General features: G+C 72.2%; 21 protein-coding genes. 12 read left to right on the top strand and 9 right to left on the bottom strand.

Annotation, left to right across the window (positions count from 1 at the left end):
* The first annotated feature begins 80 nt into the window (after window positions 1-80).
* The gene (locus tag ABGB05_RS14460) at window positions 81-314 is read left to right on the top strand and encodes an Lrp/AsnC ligand binding domain-containing protein (RefSeq protein ID WP_347653796.1); all 234 of its coding nucleotides are present in this window, start codon (window positions 81-83) and stop codon (window positions 312-314) included.
* Window positions 315-1,049 (top strand): DUF3515 domain-containing protein, encoded by a 735-nt coding sequence (locus ABGB05_RS14455; RefSeq protein WP_347653795.1) that lies wholly within the window; start codon window positions 315-317, stop codon window positions 1,047-1,049.
* A gap of 130 nt (window positions 1,050-1,179) precedes the next feature.
* Here ABGB05_RS14455 and ABGB05_RS14450 read toward each other — a convergent pair whose 3' ends face one another.
* Window positions 1,180-2,277, bottom strand: coding sequence for a D-alanine--D-alanine ligase family protein (locus tag ABGB05_RS14450; protein WP_347653794.1), 1,098 nt, complete (start codon window positions 2,275-2,277; stop codon window positions 1,180-1,182).
* Window positions 2,278-2,585: 308 nt separating this feature from the next.
* Between ABGB05_RS14450 and ABGB05_RS14445 the strand changes: the two genes are divergently transcribed.
* Together ABGB05_RS14445 and ABGB05_RS14440 are read left to right on the top strand one after the other, a co-directional pair.
* Window positions 2,586-3,923, top strand: a complete 1,338-nt coding sequence (locus ABGB05_RS14445; protein ID WP_347653793.1) for an ATP-binding protein — start codon at window positions 2,586-2,588, stop codon at window positions 3,921-3,923.
* Window positions 3,923-5,134, top strand: a complete 1,212-nt coding sequence (locus ABGB05_RS14440; RefSeq protein WP_347653792.1) for a tetratricopeptide repeat protein — start codon at window positions 3,923-3,925, stop codon at window positions 5,132-5,134. The genes ABGB05_RS14445 and ABGB05_RS14440 overlap by 1 nt, the downstream gene beginning before the upstream one ends.
* Window positions 5,135-5,182: 48 nt before the next feature.
* Here ABGB05_RS14440 and ABGB05_RS14435 read toward each other — a convergent pair whose 3' ends face one another.
* Entirely contained in the window at window positions 5,183-5,401 is a 219-nt protein-coding gene (locus ABGB05_RS14435) for a hypothetical protein (protein WP_347653791.1), read from the bottom strand.
* Between the two features lie 105 nt (window positions 5,402-5,506).
* Complete coding sequence (locus ABGB05_RS14430; protein WP_347653790.1) at window positions 5,507-5,683, bottom strand: hypothetical protein; 177 nt, start codon at window positions 5,681-5,683, stop codon at window positions 5,507-5,509.
* A gap of 225 nt (window positions 5,684-5,908) precedes the next feature.
* Here ABGB05_RS14430 and ABGB05_RS14425 point away from each other — a divergent pair, with 225 nt between their 5' ends.
* From ABGB05_RS14425 to ABGB05_RS14410, 4 genes are all read left to right on the top strand, one after another.
* A complete protein-coding gene (locus ABGB05_RS14425; RefSeq protein WP_347653789.1) occupies window positions 5,909-6,754 on the top strand; it encodes a helix-turn-helix transcriptional regulator in 846 nt (281 codons plus the stop codon).
* 1 nt (window position 6,755) lies between these two features.
* A complete protein-coding gene (locus ABGB05_RS14420) occupies window positions 6,756-6,983 on the top strand; it encodes a DUF397 domain-containing protein (protein ID WP_347653788.1) in 228 nt (75 codons plus the stop codon).
* Between the two features lie 164 nt (window positions 6,984-7,147).
* On the top strand, window positions 7,148-7,744 hold the full coding sequence (locus tag ABGB05_RS14415) for an HD domain-containing protein (RefSeq protein ID WP_347653787.1): 597 nt from the start codon (window positions 7,148-7,150) through the stop codon (window positions 7,742-7,744).
* 76 nt (window positions 7,745-7,820) lie between these two features.
* Complete coding sequence (locus ABGB05_RS14410; protein ID WP_347653909.1) at window positions 7,821-8,390, top strand: tRNA(His) guanylyltransferase Thg1 family protein; 570 nt, start codon at window positions 7,821-7,823, stop codon at window positions 8,388-8,390.
* Here ABGB05_RS14410 and ABGB05_RS14405 read toward each other — a convergent pair.
* Together ABGB05_RS14405 and ABGB05_RS14400 are read right to left on the bottom strand one after the other, a co-directional pair.
* Window positions 8,331-9,092 carry a DUF998 domain-containing protein gene (locus ABGB05_RS14405; RefSeq protein WP_347653786.1) on the bottom strand — a complete coding sequence of 254 codons (762 nt, stop codon included), beginning with the start codon at window positions 9,090-9,092 and terminating at the stop codon, window positions 8,331-8,333. The two genes, ABGB05_RS14410 and ABGB05_RS14405, sit on opposite strands and share 60 nt — an antisense overlap.
* A 148-nt stretch (window positions 9,093-9,240) precedes the next feature.
* A complete protein-coding gene (locus tag ABGB05_RS14400; protein ID WP_347653785.1) occupies window positions 9,241-10,413 on the bottom strand; it encodes a low temperature requirement protein A in 1,173 nt (390 codons plus the stop codon).
* Between the two features lie 223 nt (window positions 10,414-10,636).
* Between ABGB05_RS14400 and ABGB05_RS14395 the strand changes: the two genes are divergently transcribed.
* A complete protein-coding gene (locus tag ABGB05_RS14395; protein ID WP_347653784.1) occupies window positions 10,637-11,887 on the top strand; it encodes a low temperature requirement protein A in 1,251 nt (416 codons plus the stop codon).
* A gap of 35 nt (window positions 11,888-11,922) precedes the next feature.
* Here ABGB05_RS14395 and ABGB05_RS14390 read toward each other — a convergent pair whose 3' ends face one another.
* From ABGB05_RS14390 to ABGB05_RS14375, 4 genes are all read right to left on the bottom strand, one after another.
* Window positions 11,923-12,960, bottom strand: coding sequence for an ROK family protein (locus tag ABGB05_RS14390; protein WP_347653783.1), 1,038 nt, complete (start codon window positions 12,958-12,960; stop codon window positions 11,923-11,925).
* Between the two features lie 159 nt (window positions 12,961-13,119).
* Window positions 13,120-14,247 (bottom strand): cystathionine gamma-lyase, encoded by a 1,128-nt coding sequence (locus ABGB05_RS14385; protein WP_347653782.1) that lies wholly within the window; start codon window positions 14,245-14,247, stop codon window positions 13,120-13,122.
* A 23-nt stretch (window positions 14,248-14,270) separates the two neighbouring features.
* Window positions 14,271-15,266, bottom strand: a complete 996-nt coding sequence (locus ABGB05_RS14380; protein ID WP_347653781.1) for an NAD(P)H-dependent glycerol-3-phosphate dehydrogenase — start codon at window positions 15,264-15,266, stop codon at window positions 14,271-14,273.
* Between the two features lie 64 nt (window positions 15,267-15,330).
* Window positions 15,331-16,050: a lysophospholipid acyltransferase family protein gene (locus ABGB05_RS14375; RefSeq protein WP_347653780.1), complete on the bottom strand. Its 720-nt coding sequence runs from the start codon at window positions 16,048-16,050 to the stop codon at window positions 15,331-15,333.
* A gap of 171 nt (window positions 16,051-16,221) precedes the next feature.
* Here ABGB05_RS14375 and ABGB05_RS14370 point away from each other — a divergent pair, with 171 nt between their 5' ends.
* The 3 genes from ABGB05_RS14370 to ABGB05_RS14360 all read left to right on the top strand — a co-directional run bounded on the left by ABGB05_RS14370 (window position 16,222) and on the right by ABGB05_RS14360 (window position 19,659).
* Window positions 16,222-16,899 (top strand): NTP transferase domain-containing protein, encoded by a 678-nt coding sequence (locus tag ABGB05_RS14370; protein ID WP_347653779.1) that lies wholly within the window; start codon window positions 16,222-16,224, stop codon window positions 16,897-16,899.
* 72 nt (window positions 16,900-16,971) lie between these two features.
* Complete coding sequence (locus tag ABGB05_RS14365; RefSeq protein WP_347653778.1) at window positions 16,972-17,169, top strand: cold-shock protein; 198 nt, start codon at window positions 16,972-16,974, stop codon at window positions 17,167-17,169.
* A 327-nt stretch (window positions 17,170-17,496) separates the two neighbouring features.
* Window positions 17,497-19,659: an RNA degradosome polyphosphate kinase gene (locus ABGB05_RS14360; protein WP_347653908.1), complete on the top strand. Its 2,163-nt coding sequence runs from the start codon at window positions 17,497-17,499 to the stop codon at window positions 19,657-19,659.
* Window positions 19,660-19,723: the final 64 nt, after the last annotated feature.

The following is a 19,723-nucleotide window of genomic DNA, read 5'->3' as shown; positions in this document are numbered from 1 at the left end:
CCGACCACCCATCGAGATCCGACCTGCTCCGTACGGTATTTTCACGGTCGAGCCGATCGGCGGCGGACGGGAGGCGGATCGTGGTCCAGGCGTACATCCTCATCCAGACTGAGGTCGGAAAGGCACGTGACGTGGCCGCACGCATCGCGGATATTCCGGGGGTCGTCCGCGTCGACGCGGTCACCGGACCGTACGACGTGGTGGTACTCAGCGAGGCGCACACCGTGGACGAGTTGGGCAAGATGATAGTCAGCAAGGTGCAACTGGTGCCGGGCATCACCCGTACCGTGACCTGTTCCGTGGTGCGGCTGTAGATGGCCGGCATCACCAGGCCCGACAAGTCGGACACGACAGGCAGGTCGGGCACCGACCGGGAGTCGACCACCGGGGACACCACGGCGTCCACCGGCACCGGGGACACCACCCGGGAGTCGACCACCTCGGCCAGGGCCGACACGCCGACCGGGTCGCCCGCTCCGGGCCCCGGTGACCGGGGGACCACCCGCCAGGCGGCACTCTGGGCGACGGTCGTCGCGCTGCCCCTGACGCTGATCGTCGGCGTACTCGTCTTCGGCCAGCTCCGGCCGGACCCGGCGGCGACCACCCCGACCGCCACCCCGACGGCCGCCCGGCCACAGTCCACCGCCCCGGTGCAGATGGCCGCACCGGCCCTGGCCGAACGGCCGGCCACCGTCTGCCGGGCGCTGCTCTCCCAACTGCCGGCCACGCTGCGCGGCCTCGACCAGCGACCGGTCACCGCCGGAGCCGAGCAGAACGCCGCGTACGGCGACCCGGCGGTCACCCTGGCCTGCGGCGCGCAGACTCCGACCGTCCCGCCGGACGTCGAACTCTTCGTGGTGAACGGCGTCTGCTGGCTGCCCGAGCAGGCCACCGGCAGCCTCGCACTGACCACCGTGGACCGCGAGGTGCCGGTACGGCTCACCGTGCCGACCGGCCAGCCCCAGACGGTGGAGTGGGCGGCACCGGTCTCCGAGTCGATCGTCGCCTCGGTGCCGTCGCTGCCGGAGGCGCCGGGCGGCTGCGGCTGAGCGCCGCGCCTGCCGGCCAACTGAACCCCGCGCCTGCCGGCCGACCGCACGCCGCGCCCGCTGGCCGGCTGGCGCGGGACGCCGCGGGTGCCGGCCGGCCGCCGCTGATCCTCGTCGCGCCGGGTCACCGTCAGCGCAGGCCGGTGCCCCGGCGCAACGCGGTCCGGATCAGTCGACTGACCAGCTTCGGGTACTCCAGGCCGCTCGCCGCCCACATCTGCGGGAACATCGACCTCGGGGTGAAGCCGGGCATGGTGTTGATCTCGTTGAGGTAGACGTCCAGTTCCGGGGTGACGAAGAAGTCGGCCCGGGCCAGGCCGGCGCAGTCCAGCGCGGTGAAGGTACGGCAGGCGTACTCCTGGATCTGGCGGGTGACCCGCTCCGGCAGGTCGGCCGGAATGTCGTACTCGCAGTCGTCGTCGAGATACTTGGCCTCGAAGTCGTAGAAGTCGTGCTCGGCGACCCGGACCTCGGCCAGCACCGAGGCCTCGGGACCGCCGCCGGCCTCCGCCTCCAGCACCCCGCACTCCACCTCACGACCGACGATCGCCGCCTCGACCAGCACCTTCGGGTCGATCTGCCGGGCGGCGGCGACCGCCGCCTCCAGGTCGGCCCAGTCGGAGACCTTGCTCACGCCGACCGACGAACCGGCCCGGGACGGCTTGACGAAAACCGGCAGCCCGAGCCGCTCCTTGTCCTCCTCGGTCAGGCTGACCCCGCTGCGCAGCACGACGTACGGGCCGACCGGGATCCCCTCGGCGGCCGCGAGCTTCTTGGTGAACTCCTTGTCCATCGCCGCCGCCGAGGCGAAGACGTTCGCCCCCACGTACGGGATGCCGGCCATTTCCAGCAGCCCCTGGATGGTGCCGTCCTCGCCGTAGGCGCCGTGCAGGGCGGGGAAGACCACGTCGACGTCGGCGAGCGCCTGCGCCCCCTCGGTCGGGTCCAGCACCATCAGCCCGTTGCCGGTCGGGTCGGCCGGCAGTACGACCGCGGATCCGGCAGCGGCGGTGACCTCCGGCAGTCGACGGTCCGCGATCGCGAAGACGCTCGGATCGCCGTCGGTCAGCACCCACTGGCCGGCCCGGGTGATGCCGACCGGAACCACCTCGTACTCGTCCGGGTCGAGGGCGCCGAGAATGCCTCCCGCGCTGACACAGGAGATGGCGTGTTCCGTGCTGCGACCGCCGAAGACGACGGCCACGCGGGTCTTGCCTGGGGTGGTCACTTCGGTCACCTTTCCTTCGCGTCACCGTTCGTTCGCGGCACCGTACCTCCCGCGTCCCGGCCGCGCCCGGCCACCGGCGCGACGGGGAGGAACCGCCGCCCGGGCACCGCCTGCGCCTTTCCGGGTGACCCTACTCTGCGTGGCCACCGTCCGGGTCCACACCCCTTTTCAGCAATGGGAAACCTCGACGGGGTAAGCATCCCGGATACGGTCGGTGACAGCGGGATCGCGGTGACGGCAGTGGCTGACGAGGGGTCGGGTGGCGAGGCGTCGCCAGTGTGGCGGTCGACGTCTAGGCTGCACGTCTTGTGAGTTCCGATTCGGTCATCACCAGTCTCACCACCGCCGTCGAGGCGAATCCGGACGACGTACCGCTGCGGCTGCACCTGGCCGGGCTGCTGCTGGACGGGGGCCGGTCCGGCGAGGCGATCGCGCACATCGGGCAGGCGCTCGCCCGGAACCCCTCGGACCAGGAGGCGCAGCGGCTGATGCAGCGGGCGCTCGGGGTACCGCCGGCCGACCCGGCACCCGCCACCACCCCGGCGCCCGACGCGGCGGACGCCGCCTCCTCCGGCACGCCGGCGACCTCGGGGCCGGGGCAGCCGGCCGGGCCGCCGTCGGCGCCCTCCACCGGGCCGTCGGCGCCCTCCGCCGGGTCGTCGGCGGACGATCCGCTCGCCGCCTACGAGCAGGAACTCGCGGACGTCGTACCGCCGCGGTTCGCTGCCGGGGACGAGCCGGAGCCGGTGGCCGGCGAGGCGGACCGGATGTTCGACGTGGAGACCTCCACGATCCGGCTCGCCGACGTCGGTGGGATGACCGACGTCAAGGAACGGCTCGAGCTCGCCTTCCTCGGCCCGCTGCGCAACCCGGAGTTGCGCAAGCTGTACGGCAAGAGCCTGCGCGGCGGTCTGATGCTGTACGGGCCGCCGGGCTGCGGCAAGACCTTCCTGGCCCGGGCGATCGCCGGCGAGATGGGGGCAAAGTTCATCTCGCTCTCCATCGTGGACGTGCTGGACATGTGGATCGGCAACTCGGAGCGGAACCTGCACGAGCTGTTCGAGGCCGCCCGGCGCAGCGCGCCGTGTGTGCTCTTCCTCGACGAGGTCGACGCGCTCGGGCACAAGCGTTCCAAGGTCACGTCGAGCAACATGCGGACCATCGGCAACCAGTTGCTGGCCGAACTCGACGGCGTGGAGGGCAACAACGAGGGGGTCTTCGTCCTCGCCGCGACCAACACGCCGTGGGACGTCGACCCGGCGCTGCGCCGGCCCGGCCGGCTGGACCGGGTGGTGCTGGTGCTGCCGCCGGACGCCCCGGCCCGGACCTCGATCCTGCAGTACCACCTGCGGGAGCGCCCGATCGCCAACATCGACCTGCCGCGGATCGTGAAGAGCACGGAGGACTTCTCCGGCGCCGACCTGGCCCACCTCTGCGAGTCCGCGGCCGAGTACGCGATGGCCGACTCGATCCGCCGGGGCGAGGTACGCATGATCGAGCAGCGCGACTTCGACCGGGCGTTGAAGGAGATCCGTCCGTCGACGAAGCCGTGGTTCGCCACCGCCCGCAACGTGGCGATGTTCGCCAACGAGGGTGGCGCGTACGACGACCTGGTGGCGTACCTGAAGCGGCGGAAGCTGCTCTGATGGCCGACGGGGCGGGTGGCGGGGCCGGGACCGGTGCGGCGGGGACGGGCACCGCCGGAAGCGGCCGGACGGCCCTGCTCCACCGGGCCTTGCAGCTAACCCAGGTCGATCGGGTCGAGGCGGCGTACCGGCTGGTCGCGGAGGCGCTGCGGGAGGACCCGGAGGACAGTGACGCCCTTCAGGTGCTCGCCCACTGCCACCAGCTGGAGGCCCGCTGGTCCGAGATGCTGACCGCGCTCGACCTGGCCGCTGCACGCACTCCGGACAACCCTCGGGTCCACGGCAACCGGTCTGTCGCGCTGCGCGAACTGGGCCGCATCCCCGAGGCGGTGGCCGCCGCCGAACAGGGCCGCAGGCTCGCCCCGGACGACGCCGACTACGAGCTCATCCGGGCCGAGGCGCTGCTGTGCCAGCGCGGCACCCGGGCCGTACTCGCCGCGCTGGCCGCCACCGGGCGGGCCCGGGATCTCGACCCGGAGAGTGTCTGGGCGCAGGTGACCGAGGGCAGGGTGCAGCACCGGATGGCCGAGTTCGGGCGGGCCCGGACGGCGTACCTGGAGGCCCTACGCCTCGCTCCCGACAACCCGCAGGCGCTGTACGGCCTGGCGAAGCTCGACGCCGAGCGGGGGCGGTGGGCACGCGGCACTCCGTTTCTGGGCGGGGTGCTCCAGGCGGTACCGAACGCCCCGGGCGCGTCACGAACCGCGGCGGTCGGCGCCCGGCAGACGCTCTGGCTGCTCACCGACCTCGGTTGCGTGCTGCTCCTGCTCGCGAACCTCGTCGTGGTGACGATTGCGGAACTGCTCCCGTCCGGACTCCTCGCGACGGCCCTCGGGATGACGGTGACTGTCACGGCCGGTGCCGGCGTCGCCGTACTGCTCCGCCGGCAACTGGCCAGGCTGCCCGCACCAATCCGCGCCCCGCTCCGGGCGGACCGCTACCGGCCCGGCGTCGTCGCGGCCCCGCTGCGGCTCGCGGCGCTGGTCGTCGGAGCGTCGCTGATCAGCCTCGGCGGGTATCTGCCCGAGGAGGTCGAGGAGGTCGGCTCGATCCTCTTCACGGTGATGCTGACGACCCTGCTGCTCCGCTGGTGGAGCCGGCCCGTCCGCGAGTTCCTCTGGTTGGTACGTCGGTGCTGGTTCCGGTTGCACCGCCGTTCGTCGAGGCCCGGCTGGTTCCGGTTGCACCGCCGTTCGTCGAGGCCCGGCTGATTCCGGTTGCACCGCAATTCGTCGAGCCCCGGCGCCGCAGGTCCCTCCTCACACCTCGGCCCGGCGGCGGCCGACGGCGAGCACCTTGACCCGTTGTCGGCCCGCCCGGACCATGCCGAGCGCGGCGAAGGCGGCGGCGATCCGGTCCGCCGCCTCGCGGCTGGTCGCGCCGACCACCTGACGCCGCCGCTCGGGTTCGATCCGCTCGTCCCGACCCTCCTTTGTCAGCGGCCGTACATCGGTGAGGACAACGAGGTAGCGGGTCATCAGGACAGTCCCAGCCACCGGTCGGGGTGACGGCTGTCGCCTCCGTCCCGGCGACACCCCGTGGACCCGTCAGCCCACACGTCAGCCCACACGTCAGCCCACACGTCAGCCCACACGGCGGGCTGCTTCCGGCTCGGCGGTCGTGCCGGCCAGTCCACCTCCGCGGTCCCGGCAGACGTAGGCCAGGTCGGCGTGGATCCACGCCCCGTCGTTGTCCCGGAGCACCGGTCGGGCGCACCAGCGACATCGGGAGATCCGGGGCCAGCAGGGGGTCGCGGTCATCTGTCGCCTCCAGGTCCGCAGCTGGCGGAAGGAACACGGCGATCGGGTACGGGAAGGTCCGATCGCCGTGCGCCTCATTCCCCTTCGGTCACCCACAGCCACCGTCGACACGACCACCGGCAGTGAGGACGTGACAACAGATTGCCAGTTGTGAACGCGTGAATGCAACTCTCATGGGTCTTCTCTCATGCACGCATTCCCGTCTCCATATGACAGGATCGATGCATGGCTCCGAAGTCATTCCGCGCCCGCCGACTCGGCATCGCTCTGCGCCATGCCCGCGAGGCGACCGGGCTCACCCTCGAGCAGGCAGCTGACGAGATCAACAGCACCCGCAGCACGCTCTCCCGTTACGAGAACGCGCAGACCATGGTCAGTCCCGCCTCGGTACGCGCACTGCTGACCCTCTACCGGCGACCGGAGAGCGAGATCGAGGACATGGTCCAACTCGCGAAGGAGGCCCGCAAACCGGGCTGGTGGGTCTCCTACTCGTACATCCTGGACCGCCGGACGATCGACTTCATCGCCGTCGAGGCCGAGGCGACGGCGATCGCCAACTTCGAGCCGTCCGTGGTGCCGGGCCTGCTCCAGACCCCGGAGTACATCCGCGCGATCATGCGCGGAGGCCCGCACACCCTCGGCGACGACGAGGTCGAGCAGCGGGTGCAGATCCGGCTCGGCCGACAACAACGCCTCAAGGAGTCCGACCCGCCGATCTACGACGCCATCGTCGACGAGGGCGCGCTGCTGCGTCCGGTCGGCGGGGAGCCGGTGATGGCCGCGCAACTCCACGCCCTGCTCAAAACCTCGGAACTGCCGAACGTGACCATCCAGGTCGTCCCGCTGAGGGCCGGCTACCACCGGGGCACCCGCGGTTCACTGCACATCCTCGAGTTCGCCGACCCGGAGGACCCGATCCTCGCCTCGGTCGAGACCGTCGCCGGTCAGCTGATCCTCGACCGGCCGTACGACCTGCGGACCTGCGCCAAGATCATGGAACACCTACGGGCCGTCGCGCTGAGCCCGGCGGAGAGCCGCGACACCATCAACCGCCTCCTGAAAGGACTGTGAGATGTCACCGGAGACGACCGCGCTGCTGGCCCGGGCCAGCTGGCGCAAGAGCACCCGCAGCGGCGACCAGGGCGCCTGTGTCGAGTTCGCCCTGCTCGCCCACGACGGCACCGCCCGCACCATCGCGATCCGCGACTCCAAGGACACCGCCGGCCCGGTGCTGCTCTTCGCACCGACCGCCTGGACCGCATTCACCACCGCGCTGCCCGCCTCCCCCATTCTCCCCTGACCGAAGGGAGGTTGGCGGTCCCGAGCCGCGTCCCCCGGCAACGCTCGGCCCGCCCAGCCACGGTGCCCCACGTCCCCTGCTCCGCCGGTCCGGGTCGGCGGACAGGGGGCGTGGCGGGTCCGCAGCGGCGACGCCGTACGCCGCCACCGCTACCGTTGCTCAGCATGACGACCAGCGCGCTGCACCGAGCCCTCACCGACCAGGGCGACCCGGTGCTCCGGCCGCTTCCCGCCCCCGCCGCCGAACTGCTGCTGGCCTGTGCCGCCCCACCCCGACTCGCCGCCCACCTGCGTGCCGTACACGACGTCGCCGCCCAACTGCTCGACTGGCTCGCCGAACGGTATCCCCGGCTGGCCGTGAACCCGGTCGCGGTGCTGTTCGGGGCCGCCACCCACGACATCGGCAAGATCGAGCATCCGGCCGAACTCTCCGGCCCGGGCAGCCGGCACGAGTCCGCCGGGCACCGGCTCCTGCTCTCGTACGGCGTCGGCGAGGAGTTCGCCCGGTTCGCCGGGAGCCACGCGAACTGGGACCATCCCGAGGCGAGCACCGAGGAACTCCTGGTCAGCCTCGCCGACAAGATCTGGAAGGGCGCCCGGGTGCCGGACCTCGAACAGCTGGTCGTGGAGCGGCTCGCCGCCGCCGGCGACGAACAGCCGTGGCAGGCGTTCCTCGCCCTCGACGACGTCGTCGGTCGGATCGCCGAGGACGCCGACGCCCGACTCGCCTTCCAGGCCCGCTACCCCACCGTGGCCGGCTGACGGTGCACAGCGACGAGTTCGAGGCCCGGCAACGGGCCCGGGAGTACTTCCACGGGCTGACCGTGCCACCGGCGCGCTGCTCACCGAACTCGGCGGCCGGTACGCGTACACCGAGAGCGACGAGATCTCCGTACTGCTCGATCCCGGGTTCCACCTCTTCGGACGCGGTGTGGAGAAGCTCGTCTCCATCTCGGCCGGCATCGCCAGCGCGACGTTCACCCGGGCGTGCGGCGAGGCGGCGCACTTCGACTCCCGCCTGTGGCTCGGCACCGGCGTCACCGACGTGGTGGACTACTTCTCCTGGCGGCAGTCGGACGCGGCCCGGTGCGCGCTGAACGGTTGGTGCTACTGGACCCTGCGGCACGGCGGGCACACCGCCAGCCAGGCGAGCCGTGCCCTGGCCGGGACCAGCACCTCGGACAAGAACGAGCTGCTGTTCCGGCACGGGATCAACTTCGCCGGGTTGCCGACCTGGCAGCGTCGCGGCATCGGGCTGCGCTGGGAGTCGTACCCGCACACCGGCCGGGATCCGGTGCACGGTCTCGAGGTGACCAGCACCCGTCGCCGGCTCGTCGTCGACCGCGAACTACCGATGAAGGGCGACTACCGCGACCTGGTCGAACGGATCGCGACCGGCCAGGACTGAGCGGGCCGCCGCGCGCCCGCAGCCGGGCTCCGCCACCGCTCCAACCGGGGTACGGGCCGGCAGGTCGGCCACGGCCAGCCGACGCAGTTGTCCGACGAGGACGGCGAGCAGCGCCAGTTCGGTGACGACCAGGATCCGTTCGACCAGGCCCATCATCACCCGCTCGCCGGGGAAGGCGACGTAGTAGAGCCCCGCCAGACCGAGCACGCTCACCGCCGCCAGCAGCCGCAACCGGCGTACGGTGGGGTGCCAGCGCGGGTCGGCGGCGAGCCGCCGTGCGGCCAGGAACGCGGCGACGGGCAGGGCGACGAAGGCGGCGACCGAGACGTACCGGTGTACGTATCCCCGGGTGGTCAGTTCGAGCGTGCCGATCGGGTCGGTCGGCACCAGCGCCGAGGCGACCAGTCCCAGGCACCAGACCAGCAGCAGGCCCTCGACGAGCCGCCCCGCGCCGACCCGGGCCGCCCGCAGCGCCAGCGGTACGGCGAGCGAGCTGGCCCCGAGGACGAAGATGGCCAGGTTCATCGGCCATCCGTTGTTCGAGACGGCGTAGTCGCTGATGGTCAGCGACAACGGACTCATCCCGGGGTCGGGGGCGAGGTGGGCGACGACCCCGAGGAACGCGGTCAGGCCCAGCCCGCCGGCGGCGACCAGGGTGAACGGGCGGGTGGTGGGCGACGAGCGTGCGGAGGGGAAGGCCATGCGACCAGCCTGGTCGCGTACCGGGGACAGGGAATCCGGCGTGATCCCCGACCCCTCCCCCAGTTCCGGCACCCTGAGCCGGCTCAGGGTGGGGCTACCTCCACCGGCCGTGCTCCGGCTGACCCCGCCGGCCGCCGGTCTCGCCGCGCTACCGGCGGGCGGCGCGGCGTCGCCGGCCGCCGACCAGTTCGACGCCGAGGGTGCCCAGCAGAACCACGTTCGCCACGAGCATGACGTTCAACGGTGACAGCAGCGGCATCGCCGGCCCGATCGCGACCAGGACGACGATCGCGATCGCCCGGGGCCAGAGGAACCGACCGGTCACCAGGTGATCGAAGAGGCAGCTGCCGAGGAGGAAGAGCGCGGGGCCGCCGAAGATGACAAGAACCCAGGAGACCCGCGAGTAGTTGTACGGGCGGTCGGCCGCGAGGGTGGTACCGGTGGACATCAGCAACACCCCGCTCACCATCACCAGGTGGGTGTACGAGGTGTAGATGCTCGGCCGTACCCGGTCCACCGGACCGCCCCCGTCCGGCCCGATCAGGCGCCGTACCCGCAAGAGGTAGAGCAGGAACAGCAGCACCGCGCCGCCGAACCCCGCCGCGCCGGTGGCCACCACGACGCCGGCGAAGTCCCGGGCCTGAAGTCCGGTGCCGGCGGTGAGCACCAGCTCGCCGAGCGCGACGACGAAGATCTGCCGGTGCCGTTCGGAGAGGTGCTCCCGGGTGAAGACCCGGCTGGCGAGTTCCGTGCGGCCGAGTCTCGGGGTGGGCCACCCGAGCCGGGCCGAGCCGAGGTCGATCGCCACCGCGACCGCCCAGAACACCAGCCGGGCGGTCCCGTCCACGAAGACCCCGGCGACCCAGAGCGGGGCGGTGACCAGGAACCAGAAGAAGACCCGGGCACTCCGGGCCTGGACGTCCCGGTTGACCCGGGTGCCGGGGACGAGCACCGCGTCCCGGACGACGTGGATGGCGAAGTACGCCGCGACGAAGAGATAGCCCTGCGCGCCGAAGGCGTGCGGCACGGCGATCGCCATCACCAGGGCGCCGAACATGACCGCCAGCGTCGTGGCCTGGATGATCGCCAACCGGGGGTCGAAGATGTCGGTGAGCCAGGCGGTCAGCACCCAGACCCACCAGGCGGCGGAGAGCAGCACCGCGGTCTGGAGCAGGTTGCGGGCGCTGAGGTCGTCGGCCAGCCCGGCGGCGAGCCGGGAGAGCATGAAGATGTAGACCAGGTCGAAGAAGAGTTCGAGGAAGGCCGGAACCTGGGGCTCGCCGGGCTTACGGAGGATCCGGGGCAACTCGGCGGTCGTCACGGCTTCGGCCTCCTGCGTACCTGTCTCCTGAACGGTACAAAACGGGGCCGGGTTCGGCGGCCAAACGCCGGTGCGTCCCCCTGCCGACCTCCTACCCTCGGAGTGAACGAGGCGTGCGGAGCGTCGTACCGGTGCTCGCGTGGCGCGTGGGCGGGGCGCGGCCCACCTCCCGCCCGGCCGCGCCGGCTCTCCCGTGGGTGCGCGGATCGAGATGGGCTGACCAATGGCGGCGGACAAGGGCGGCGGATCGGCGGACCCACACGAGGCGCAGAACCGGCCCGCGTTCCTGGAACTCTTCTTCGACCTGGCGTTCGTCTTCGTGCTGACCGCGCTGGCGGAGAAGTTGTTCGCTCAGTTGAGCTGGTCGGGCGCCGGTCAGACCCTGGTGCTGCTGCTCGCGTTCACGTTGCTCTGGGCGCAGACCTCGTGGGCGGGTGACCTGGTGGGTCCGACGATCCTCCTGCCGCGGGTCCTCTGGGTCATGGTGGGCGTGCTGGTGATGGGCGCCATGGCGGGCGAGGCGTACGGGTCGCGGGGCCTGCAGTTCGCGCTCACGTACGTGGCGATCCACCTCGGCACGGGTCTCTACATGCTGCTCTTCGCCCCTCCCACGCTGCGGACCCGAAACCTCCGGATCCTGTTCTGGTTCGCCCTCACCGGGGTGGGCTGGCTCGTCGGAGGAGTCGAGACGGGCACCACCCGTGAGGTGCTGTGGGCGGCGGCGATCGTGCTGGAGTACGTCGGGACGATTCTCGACTGGCCCGCGCCCGGGTCCTGGCGCCCGCTCCCCGGGCGCGACCAGCGGATCGTCGGTGAGCGGGTCGCCGAGCGCTACCGGCAGTTCGTCATCATCGCGCTCGGCGTGTCGATCCTGGTCACCGGCAACGCCTACGCCCGGACCCCCGAGCACACCATCGGGCACGCCGAGGCACTCGTCGCGGTCTTCCTGATCAAGGTGCTGATATGGCGGATCTACAGCTACCGCGCGGGTGAGATGATGGCCACCACCATCGCCGGCTCCGCCGACCCGGCCCAACTCAACAAGATCACCGCCTTCCTGCACCTGGTCATGGTGGCCGGCATCGTCGGCATGGCCACCACCAGTCGGCTTGTCATCGATCGTCCCTTCGGCGACACCCCGACCGCCTGGGCCGCGGTCATCATCGGCGGCCCGGCCGTGTTCCTGATCGGCCGCGTCGCGCTCGCGTACGTCGTGTTCACCCAGATCAACTGGTCCCTGGTCGGCGCGCTGGTGCTGCTCGGCGGCCTGGCACCGGCCACTGCCCTGCTGCCTCCGGTCACGGTGGCCATCGTCGTCGTGGTCATCCTGCTCGGCATGGGGATGGCGAGCGCGATCGAGTACCGGCAGGCGCCCGTGCCAACCCCACATGGCGGTAGAGCACGAAGCAGAGGCGACACGGAGACATCGCGGTCCGCCGACGGCCCGCCGCACGGCGACCGCGGCCGGCCGTAGGTGGTGATCGGTACGCGGCGGAGTCGGCCGGAGTGCTAGCCCGCGTCGCCCCGGCCGTTCACGAACGTCAGAGCGGCGATGGCGGAGCCGCGCGCACCGGCCATGTCGAGGTCCGGCACCAGCGCGAACCGGGCCCGTTCCTCCTGCTCGGTACGGAGCGTGGTGTGTGCCCGGACGGTGGCCAGGAACCACTCCCGGAACTCCGGTGACGCCTCCACCACCCCACCGCCGACGAAGTAGGCGTCCGGGTCGGTGAAGTTGGCCACGATGGTGAAGAGCCGGCCAAGCGCCATCGCCTGCTGCTCGAAGATCCGTACTGCCATCGGGTCGCCGTCCACACCGTACGAGCGGACCTGCCTGGCCGCCTCGACCGGGTCCAGGTCACCGAGCGGATGCCCGACGAACCGGGTCAGCCAGTACGGCAGCAGGTTGCGTCGGATCCCGGTGAGCGAGGCGACGCTCTCCGCGTCCCCGACGAACCCGCAGTTGCACAGCGGCACCGGCTGCCCCTCGGCGAGCAGGCCGAAGAGCGGGATGTGCACGTGGCCGAGTTCGCCGGCCATTCCGGCCGCGCCGGTCACCACCTGTCCGCGTTCGACCACGCCGCCGCCGAGCCCGGTACCGACGATGGCGGAGACCGAGGAGCGGTGCATCGCCTCGTCCTGGAAGTAGGTGTGGTGGGCGTAGAGCGCGGCCGCGTTGCCGTCGTTGTGGTAGACCACCGGCAGGTCGAGCCGGCGTTCCAGGGCGCCCCGGATGTCGTAACCACGCCAGCCGGGCTGGGAGAAGTTTGTCGACCCCCGCGAGGAGATCACCCCGGTGGCGCTGGCCGGGCCCGGGGTGTCGAGGCCGACCGCCCGGACCCGGTCGCGGGGGGTGCCGGTGCGGGCGAGAACCTGCGCCAGCGCGTCGGCGAGCGCCTCGACCGCCGCCTCCGGCCCCTTCAGCACCTGGCACGGGGTTTCGACCAGGGTGTCGACCAGGAACCGCCCGTTGAGGTCGAGCACGGTCGCGTTGTTGCTGTTACCGCCGTTGTCGAGTCCGACGACGACCGGTATGTCCGAGTTCGCCATTGTCCTGCCTCCCCGGTACGACGGTCGGCACGAGCCGGAACCGGACCCGACAACCACCGTCGAGCCGGATTTCCTTACCCTTCCGCACCTCGGGGAATCCCGCATCCACCCATCGCGCAGGACCGCCTCAGCCCAGCTGCTCCCAGCACCGCGCCCGGCTCACTTCCCAGCGGCGACGTCCAGCGCCGTCGTCAGGTCGGCGACCAGGTCGGCGGTGTCCTCGATGCCGCAGGAGAGGCGTACGAAGCCGGCGGAGACGTCGTCCCCCCACTGCGCCCGCCGGTCGGCGGTGGTGTGCAGCCCGCCGAAGGAGGTCGCGGCGAAGACGAGTTCGCTGGCGGCGAGGAAGCGGGCCACCCGGTCGGCGCTGCCGAGGTCGAACGAGACGAGCCCCGGGAAACGTCGCATCTGCCGGCTCGCCACCGCGAACGCCGGGTCGTCCGGAAGCCCCGGCCACCGTAGACCGGAGACGTCGGAACGGGCCGCCAACGCGGCCGCGACCGCCGCCGCGTTGGCGCTCTGCCGGGCCAGCCTCAGGTCCAGGGTGGCCAGCGAGCGGTGGGCCAGCCAGGCGTCGAAGGCGCCCGGCACCGACCCGGTGGTGGTCCGCCAGCCCCGGATCGGCTCCAGCAACTCGGCGGAACGACTGGCGACGTAACCGAGGAGCAGGTCGGAGTGGCCGGTGAGCGCTTTGGTGCCGGAGGCGACGACCAGGTCGGCCCCGAGGTCCAGCGGTCGCTGTCCGAGCGGGGTGGCGGTGGTGTTGTCGACCGCCAGCAGCGCGCCGGCCGCGTGTGCCCGCTCCGCCAACCCGGCCACGTCGCAGACGTCCAGGCCCGGGTTGGCCGGCGTCTCGACCACGACCAGCCGTACGCCGTCGAACGCCGGATACGGTCCGGCGGTGGGTACGAACCGGACGTTCACCCCGAGTCCGGCCAGGGTCTCGCTGGCGAACGCCCGTACCGGGAAGTAGCCGTCGGTGGGGAGCAGCACGGTGTCCCCGGGGCGGAGCAGCGGCAGCAGCACCGCCGTGATCGCCGCCTGCCCGGTGGCGAAGGCGAGCGCGTCACCGCCCTCCAGCTCGCCGATGGCGCTCTCCAGCCGCCGCCGGGTCGGATTGTCCGGTCGGCCGTACCCGTTCGGGGTCGCCTCCGGGCCGCGCACCGGATCCAGGTGGTACGGGGCGGCGAAAACCGGGCCGGGCAGGAAGGGCTCACCGGGCGTCGGCTCCGGCAGCCCGGCGTGGACGGACCGGGTACCGTCGCCGAACTTCGACTCGTCGGACATCGTGCTCCTCGGATACTGCGGGGCTACTCGGGCCGGGGCTTGCGGCTCATCAGCACCGCCATCGCGGCGCGGGGGTCGGCGCCCTCGTGACAGATCCGCTCGACCTGCTCGGTGATCGGCATCTCCACGCCGTGCGCCCGGGACAGGTCGCGGATGGCGAGGCAGCTCTTCACGCCCTCGGCGGTCTGCCGGGTCGCCCGCTGGGCCTGCTCCAGGGTCTCGCCGCGGCCCAGGTGTGCACCGAAGGTCCGGTTCCGGGACAGCGGCGAGGTGCAGGTGGCGACCAGGTCACCCATCCCGGCCAGGCCGGCGAAGGTGAGCGGGTCGGCGCCGAGCGCTACCCCGAGCCGGGCGGTCTCGGCCAGCCCCCGGGTGATCAGGGTGGCCTTGGTGTTGTCGCCCAGGCCCATCCCGGCGGCGATCCCGGCGGCCAGTGCGATCACGTTCTTCACCGCCCCGCCCAGCTCGCACCCGATCACGTCGTCGTTCGTGTACGGCCGCAGGTAGGGCGTACTGATCGCCGACTGCACCAGCGTCGCCCGGTCCATGTCGGTGCAGGCCACCACGGTCGCGGCGATCTGCCCGTCGGCGATCTCCGGAGCCAGGTTCGGTCCGGTGACCACCACCACCCGGTCGGCCGCGACCCCGGCGGTCTCCACGATCACCTCGCTCATCCGCTTGGTGGTGCCCAGCTCGATCCCCTTCATCAGGGAGACCAGGGTGGAGTCGGGGGCAAGGTGACCGGCCCAGTCGGCGAGGTTGCCGCGCAGGGTCTGTGACGGCACGGCCAGCACCACGAGGTCGGCACCGGAGAGCGCCCCGGCGGCGTCGGCGGTGGCCCGTACCGTCGCCGGCAGCCGCAGGTTCGGCAGGTAGTCGGGGTTCGTCCGGGTGCGGTCGAGCGCCTCGGCGACCTCCGGTCGGCGGGCCCAGATCACCACCTCCCGGCCGGCGTCGGCGAGCACCTTCGCGAACGCCGTACCCCAGGAACCGGCGCCGAGCACCACCGCGTGCGTCATGTTCTCTCCTCGCTGCGCCCGCCGGCGTCCCGGCCCCTCGTCCCGTCCCGCCCGATCGACCGGATCACGACCTCTGCCCGCCGCGCTTCGCCGGGGCCGACCAGAGCGGCGGCGGGGTCTCGTCGCGGATCTCCGCGAGCATGTCACGCAGCCGGAGCATGATGGTCTCGGTCATCTCGTCCAGGACCGCCCGGCTCGGCGCCGCACCGGCCCACCGGCTCAGGTCGACCGGTGGCCCGGCCACCACGGTCACCGGGATCCGGGGCCGGAGGCCGACCTTCTTGGTACGCGGGTCGAAGATCTCCTGCGGCCCCCACATCGCCACCGGGACCACCGGGGCACCGGTGGCCAGCGCCAGCCGGGCCGCTCCGGTCTTGCCGCGCATCGGCCACATGTCGGGTTGCCGGGTGGTGGTGCCCTCCGGGTAGATCACCACCGCGCCACCGTCCCGGATCGCCCGTTCCAGGGTCTCCAGTGACCGGGCCGCGTCGACGGTGCCCCGTTCCACCGGGATCTGCCGGCACCAGAGCAGAATCCGGCCGACGACCGGGACCCGGAACACGCTCGCCTTGCCCAGGTACTGCGGCCAGCGTCCGGAGTCGTAGATGAAGTGCGCGGAGACCAGGGGGTCGGCGTGCGAGAGATGGTTCGGGACGATGATCACCCCGCCGGAGGCCGGTACGTTCTCCATGCCCCGCCAGTCCCGGCGCGTCCAGACCTTCATCACCGGCTTCACCACGGAGACGGCGAACCGTCGCCAGAATCCCAGCCTGCGCCGCGCCACTCTGCCTCCTCGTACTTCCCGCCCCGGCCCGGCCGGTGCTCGCCGACCGGCCGGCGCCTCACCGCCCGCAGCGAAATCATGCCTGCTCGTCCGGGGTACTACCAGCGAGGGGTGCGCCGGGGGCGGCGACGCCACACGCCGCCGCCCCCGGACGGCTGGCAGGATTGCCGTGTGCCTGACCCCAACTGGACCGTGGTGGTCCCGGTCAAGCGCCTGACCGGGGCCAAGAGCCGGCTGCGGGGGGCGCTGACCGGGGTACGCCACGAGGCGCTCGCCCTGGCTCTGGCGACGGACACCGTGCACGCCGTACTCGACTGCCCGGTGGTGGCCGAGGTGCTGGTGGTGACCGGCGACCCCGAGGCGCGCCGGGTGCTGGCCCGGCTCGGGGCCCGGATCGTGCCGGAGCCGACGGTCGCCGGCCTGAACCCCGCGTTCGTGCACGGGGCCGGCCGGTCGGGCACCGGATGGGTGGCCGCGTTGACCGCGGACCTGCCGGCCCTGCGTCCGGCCGAGCTGGCCGAGGCGCTGCGGGCCGCCGCGGAACCGATCGGTGACGCCCTCCCCCCGGACGCCGGTCCCGACCACGGTCCGGTACGACGATTCGTCGCCGACGCCCCCGGCACCGGCACGGTGCTGCTCACCGCGCCGCCCACCGTCGCACTGGATCCCCGGTTCGGCCCGGGCTCGGCGGCCGCGCACGCCGCCTCGGGGGCCCGTCCACTCACCGCTGGTTGGCCGACGTTGCGTCGGGACGTCGACACCCCGGCGGACCTCGTCGCCGCGACCGTGCTCGGCCTGGGCCCGCACACCGCCGCGCTGACCCGACGCCACGCACCGGCCGCGACCTGACGGCCACCCGTCGACACCGCCCCGGTCCCTCCGGGAGCGGACCGGGGGCCGGGCCGGTGTACGGTGCTGGACATGCAGGGCACGGTGGCCGACTACGATCCGCGGACCCGGACCGGCACGCTGCTGCTCGACGACGGCAGCAGGGTCGCCTTCCCGGCCGAGGCGTTCGACGCCTCCGGGTTACGGCTGCTCCGCCTCGGTCAACGGGTACGTCTCGAACACGACGCGGCCGGCGCGCTGGTACGGATAACGTTGCCCACCTTCCAGTGATCCGGTCCGGGCAAGTTCATTTTCCGTTCACCCGACCCGGGGAATGATGAGGGTGTGAGCAGCCCTTCGTCCCGCCGCCCCGCGTCCCCCCGCAGCACCCGGTCCCGTGCCCCGAAGCGTTCCGCCCCGCCCACCCCGACCAGCGACGACGCCGGGACGGCGGCCGACGCGGATCGCACGGCGGATTCGGAACGGCTGCCGGAGACGGTCTCCGAGGGACCCGTCGGGTCGCCCCGGGCTCCGCTCACCGAACCGGGCCGCAACCCGCTGGCGGAACGACCCGGGATCTCCGCCGCCGCACCCGGCAGCGCCGCCCCGGACACCGGCATCCCCTCCCGCACCCGCGACGGCCGGGTCGGTGACAGCCGGACCGGCGACAGCCGGACCACGGAGCCGCTGCCGGCGGACCGGTTCCTCAACCGGGAACTCTCCTGGCTGGACTTCAACGCCCGGGTGCTCGCCCTGGCCGAGGACCCCGCCACCCCGCTGCTGGAACGGGCCAAGTTCCTGGCCATCTTCGCGAACAACCTCGACGAGTTCTACATGGTCCGGGTCGCCGGGCTGAAACGCCGGCTGCAGGCCGGACTGCCGGTCCGCGGCGGCGACCAGATGCCGCTCACCACCCAGCTGGAACTCGTCTCCGAGACCGCCGCCCAACTGGTCGCCCGCCACTCCGCCTGCTTCGTCGACGAGGTGGCGCCGAAGCTCGCCGGCGAGAACATCGAACTGCTGCACTGGGGCGAACTGCCGGAGCCGGAACGGCACCGGCTCAGTGCCTACTTCCGGGACCAGATCTTCCCGGTGCTGACCCCGCTGGCGGTGGACCCGGCACACCCGTTCCCGTACATCTCCAGCCGGTCGCTGAACCTGGCCGTGGTGGTCCGGGACTCCGACGCCGGCTCGGAGCTGTTCGCCCGGGTCAAGGTGCCGAACAACGTACCCCGGTTCGTCCGGGTGGTCCGGGACGCGCCCGGTGCCCGGTTCCTGCCGGTGGAGGAGCTGATCGCCGCCCACCTCGACCAGCTCTTCTCCGGCATGCAGGTGGTCGAGTGCCACCTGTTCCGGGTGACCCGTAACGCCGAGGTCGAGGTCGACGAGGACCGCGACGAGGACCTGCTGCAGGCCCTGGAACGGGAACTGGCCCGCCGCCGGTTCGGCCCCCCGGTACGCCTGGAGGTCGCCGCCTCGGCCTCCGACCACGTCCTGGAGCTGCTGACCCGGGAACTCGACATGGACAGCCAGGACGTGCTGCGGGTGCCCGGGTTGCTCGACCTGACCGCGCTCTGGCAGGTCTACAACGAGTGCGACCGGCCCGACCTGAAGGATCCGCCGTTCGTACCGGCGACCCACCCCCGGCTGGTCGAGGGCGAGGTGCCGCGCAGCGTCTTCGCCACCCTGCGCGACGGCGACATCCTGGTGCACCATCCGTACCACTCGTTCGCCACCAGCGTGCAGCGGTTCATCGAGCAGGCCGCCGCCGACCCGAACGTGCTGGCCATCAAGCAGACCCTCTACCGCACCAGCGGCGACTCGCCGATCGTGGACGCGCTGATCGACGCCGCCGCCGCCGGCAAGCAGGTGGTGGTCCTGGTGGAGATCAAGGCACGGTTCGACGAGGTGGCCAACATCGGCTGGGCACGGATGCTGGAACGGGCCGGCTGCCACGTCGTGTACGGCCTGGTCGGTCTGAAGACCCACTGCAAGACCGCGCTTGTGGTCCGGCAGGAGGGCAACCAGATCCGCCGCTACTGCCACATCGGCACCGGCAACTACCACCCGAAGACCGCCCGGCTCTACGAGGACTTCGGCATGCTCACCGCCGACCCGGAGGTCGGTGCCGACCTCACCGACCTGTTCAACGTCCTCACCGGCTACAGCCGGCAGACGTCGTACCGCCGGTTGCTGGTGGCGCCGCAGGGGATCCGGCGTGGGCTGATCGAGCGGATCGAACGGGAGATGACGCACGCCCGGCAGGGCCGACCGGCACTGGTGCAGTTCAAGGTCAACTCTCTGGTCGACGAGGCGATCGTCGACGCGCTCTACCGGGCCTCCCAGGCCGGGGTGCACGTCGACCTGCTGATCCGTGGGATGTGCACCCTGCGGCCCGGCGTTCCGGGGCTGTCCGAGAACATCCGGGTGCGGTCGATCCTGGGCCGGTTCCTCGAGCACTCCCGGGTGTTCCGGTTCGGCCACGGCGGGACGGCCGGGGCCGACGGGCGGGGACGGCTGGACGGCGTCGAGTTCTGGATCGGCTCGGCCGACCTGATGCACCGCAACCTCGACCGTCGGGTGGAGGCACTGGTGCAGGTGACCGACCCGACCGCCCGGGCGGAACTCGACGACCTGCTGACGACTTCGATGGGCGACGAGGTCGAGGCGTTCGAACTGGCCCCGGACGGCTGCTGGAGTCGACGTACCGGCGGTTCGGGGGAGCCGCTGGTGCACCTGCAGGAGGCGCTGCTGGGCCGGTTCGCCGGGACCGCGAAGTGACCGCCGGCCCGTCCGGGACGCCCCGGGCCGACCGGCCGGTGGCACACCGGAGGACGCGCGGTAC

This window comes from Plantactinospora sp. B5E13, from assembly GCF_039871775.1.
Taxonomy (GTDB): domain Bacteria; phylum Actinomycetota; class Actinomycetes; order Mycobacteriales; family Micromonosporaceae; genus Plantactinospora.
This window is presented reverse-complemented; position numbering and strand designations above follow the sequence as displayed.

Excerpts from the sequence above, each read along its gene's own strand:
- ABGB05_RS14380 (WP_347653781.1), bottom strand. The coding sequence starts at position 15,266 with ATGACGCACGCGGTGGTGCTCGGCGCCGGTTCCTGGGGTACGGCGTTC.
- ABGB05_RS14385 (WP_347653782.1), bottom strand. The coding sequence starts at position 14,247 with ATGTCCGACGAGTCGAAGTTCGGCGACGGTACCCGGTCCGTCCACGCC.
- ABGB05_RS14455 (WP_347653795.1), top strand. The coding sequence starts at position 315 with ATGGCCGGCATCACCAGGCCCGACAAGTCGGACACGACAGGCAGGTCG.
- ABGB05_RS14390 (WP_347653783.1), bottom strand. The coding sequence starts at position 12,960 with ATGGCGAACTCGGACATACCGGTCGTCGTCGGACTCGACAACGGCGGT.
- ABGB05_RS14440 (WP_347653792.1), top strand. The coding sequence starts at position 3,923 with ATGGCCGACGGGGCGGGTGGCGGGGCCGGGACCGGTGCGGCGGGGACG.
- ABGB05_RS14420 (WP_347653788.1), top strand. The coding sequence starts at position 6,756 with ATGTCACCGGAGACGACCGCGCTGCTGGCCCGGGCCAGCTGGCGCAAG.
- ABGB05_RS14435 (WP_347653791.1), bottom strand. The coding sequence starts at position 5,401 with ATGACCCGCTACCTCGTTGTCCTCACCGATGTACGGCCGCTGACAAAG.
- ABGB05_RS14425 (WP_347653789.1), top strand. The coding sequence starts at position 5,909 with ATGGCTCCGAAGTCATTCCGCGCCCGCCGACTCGGCATCGCTCTGCGC.
- ABGB05_RS14395 (WP_347653784.1), top strand. The coding sequence starts at position 10,637 with ATGGCGGCGGACAAGGGCGGCGGATCGGCGGACCCACACGAGGCGCAG.
- ABGB05_RS14430 (WP_347653790.1), bottom strand. The coding sequence starts at position 5,683 with ATGACCGCGACCCCCTGCTGGCCCCGGATCTCCCGATGTCGCTGGTGC.
- ABGB05_RS14365 (WP_347653778.1), top strand. The coding sequence starts at position 16,972 with ATGCAGGGCACGGTGGCCGACTACGATCCGCGGACCCGGACCGGCACG.
- ABGB05_RS14405 (WP_347653786.1), bottom strand. The coding sequence starts at position 9,092 with ATGGCCTTCCCCTCCGCACGCTCGTCGCCCACCACCCGCCCGTTCACC.
- ABGB05_RS14415 (WP_347653787.1), top strand. The coding sequence starts at position 7,148 with ATGACGACCAGCGCGCTGCACCGAGCCCTCACCGACCAGGGCGACCCG.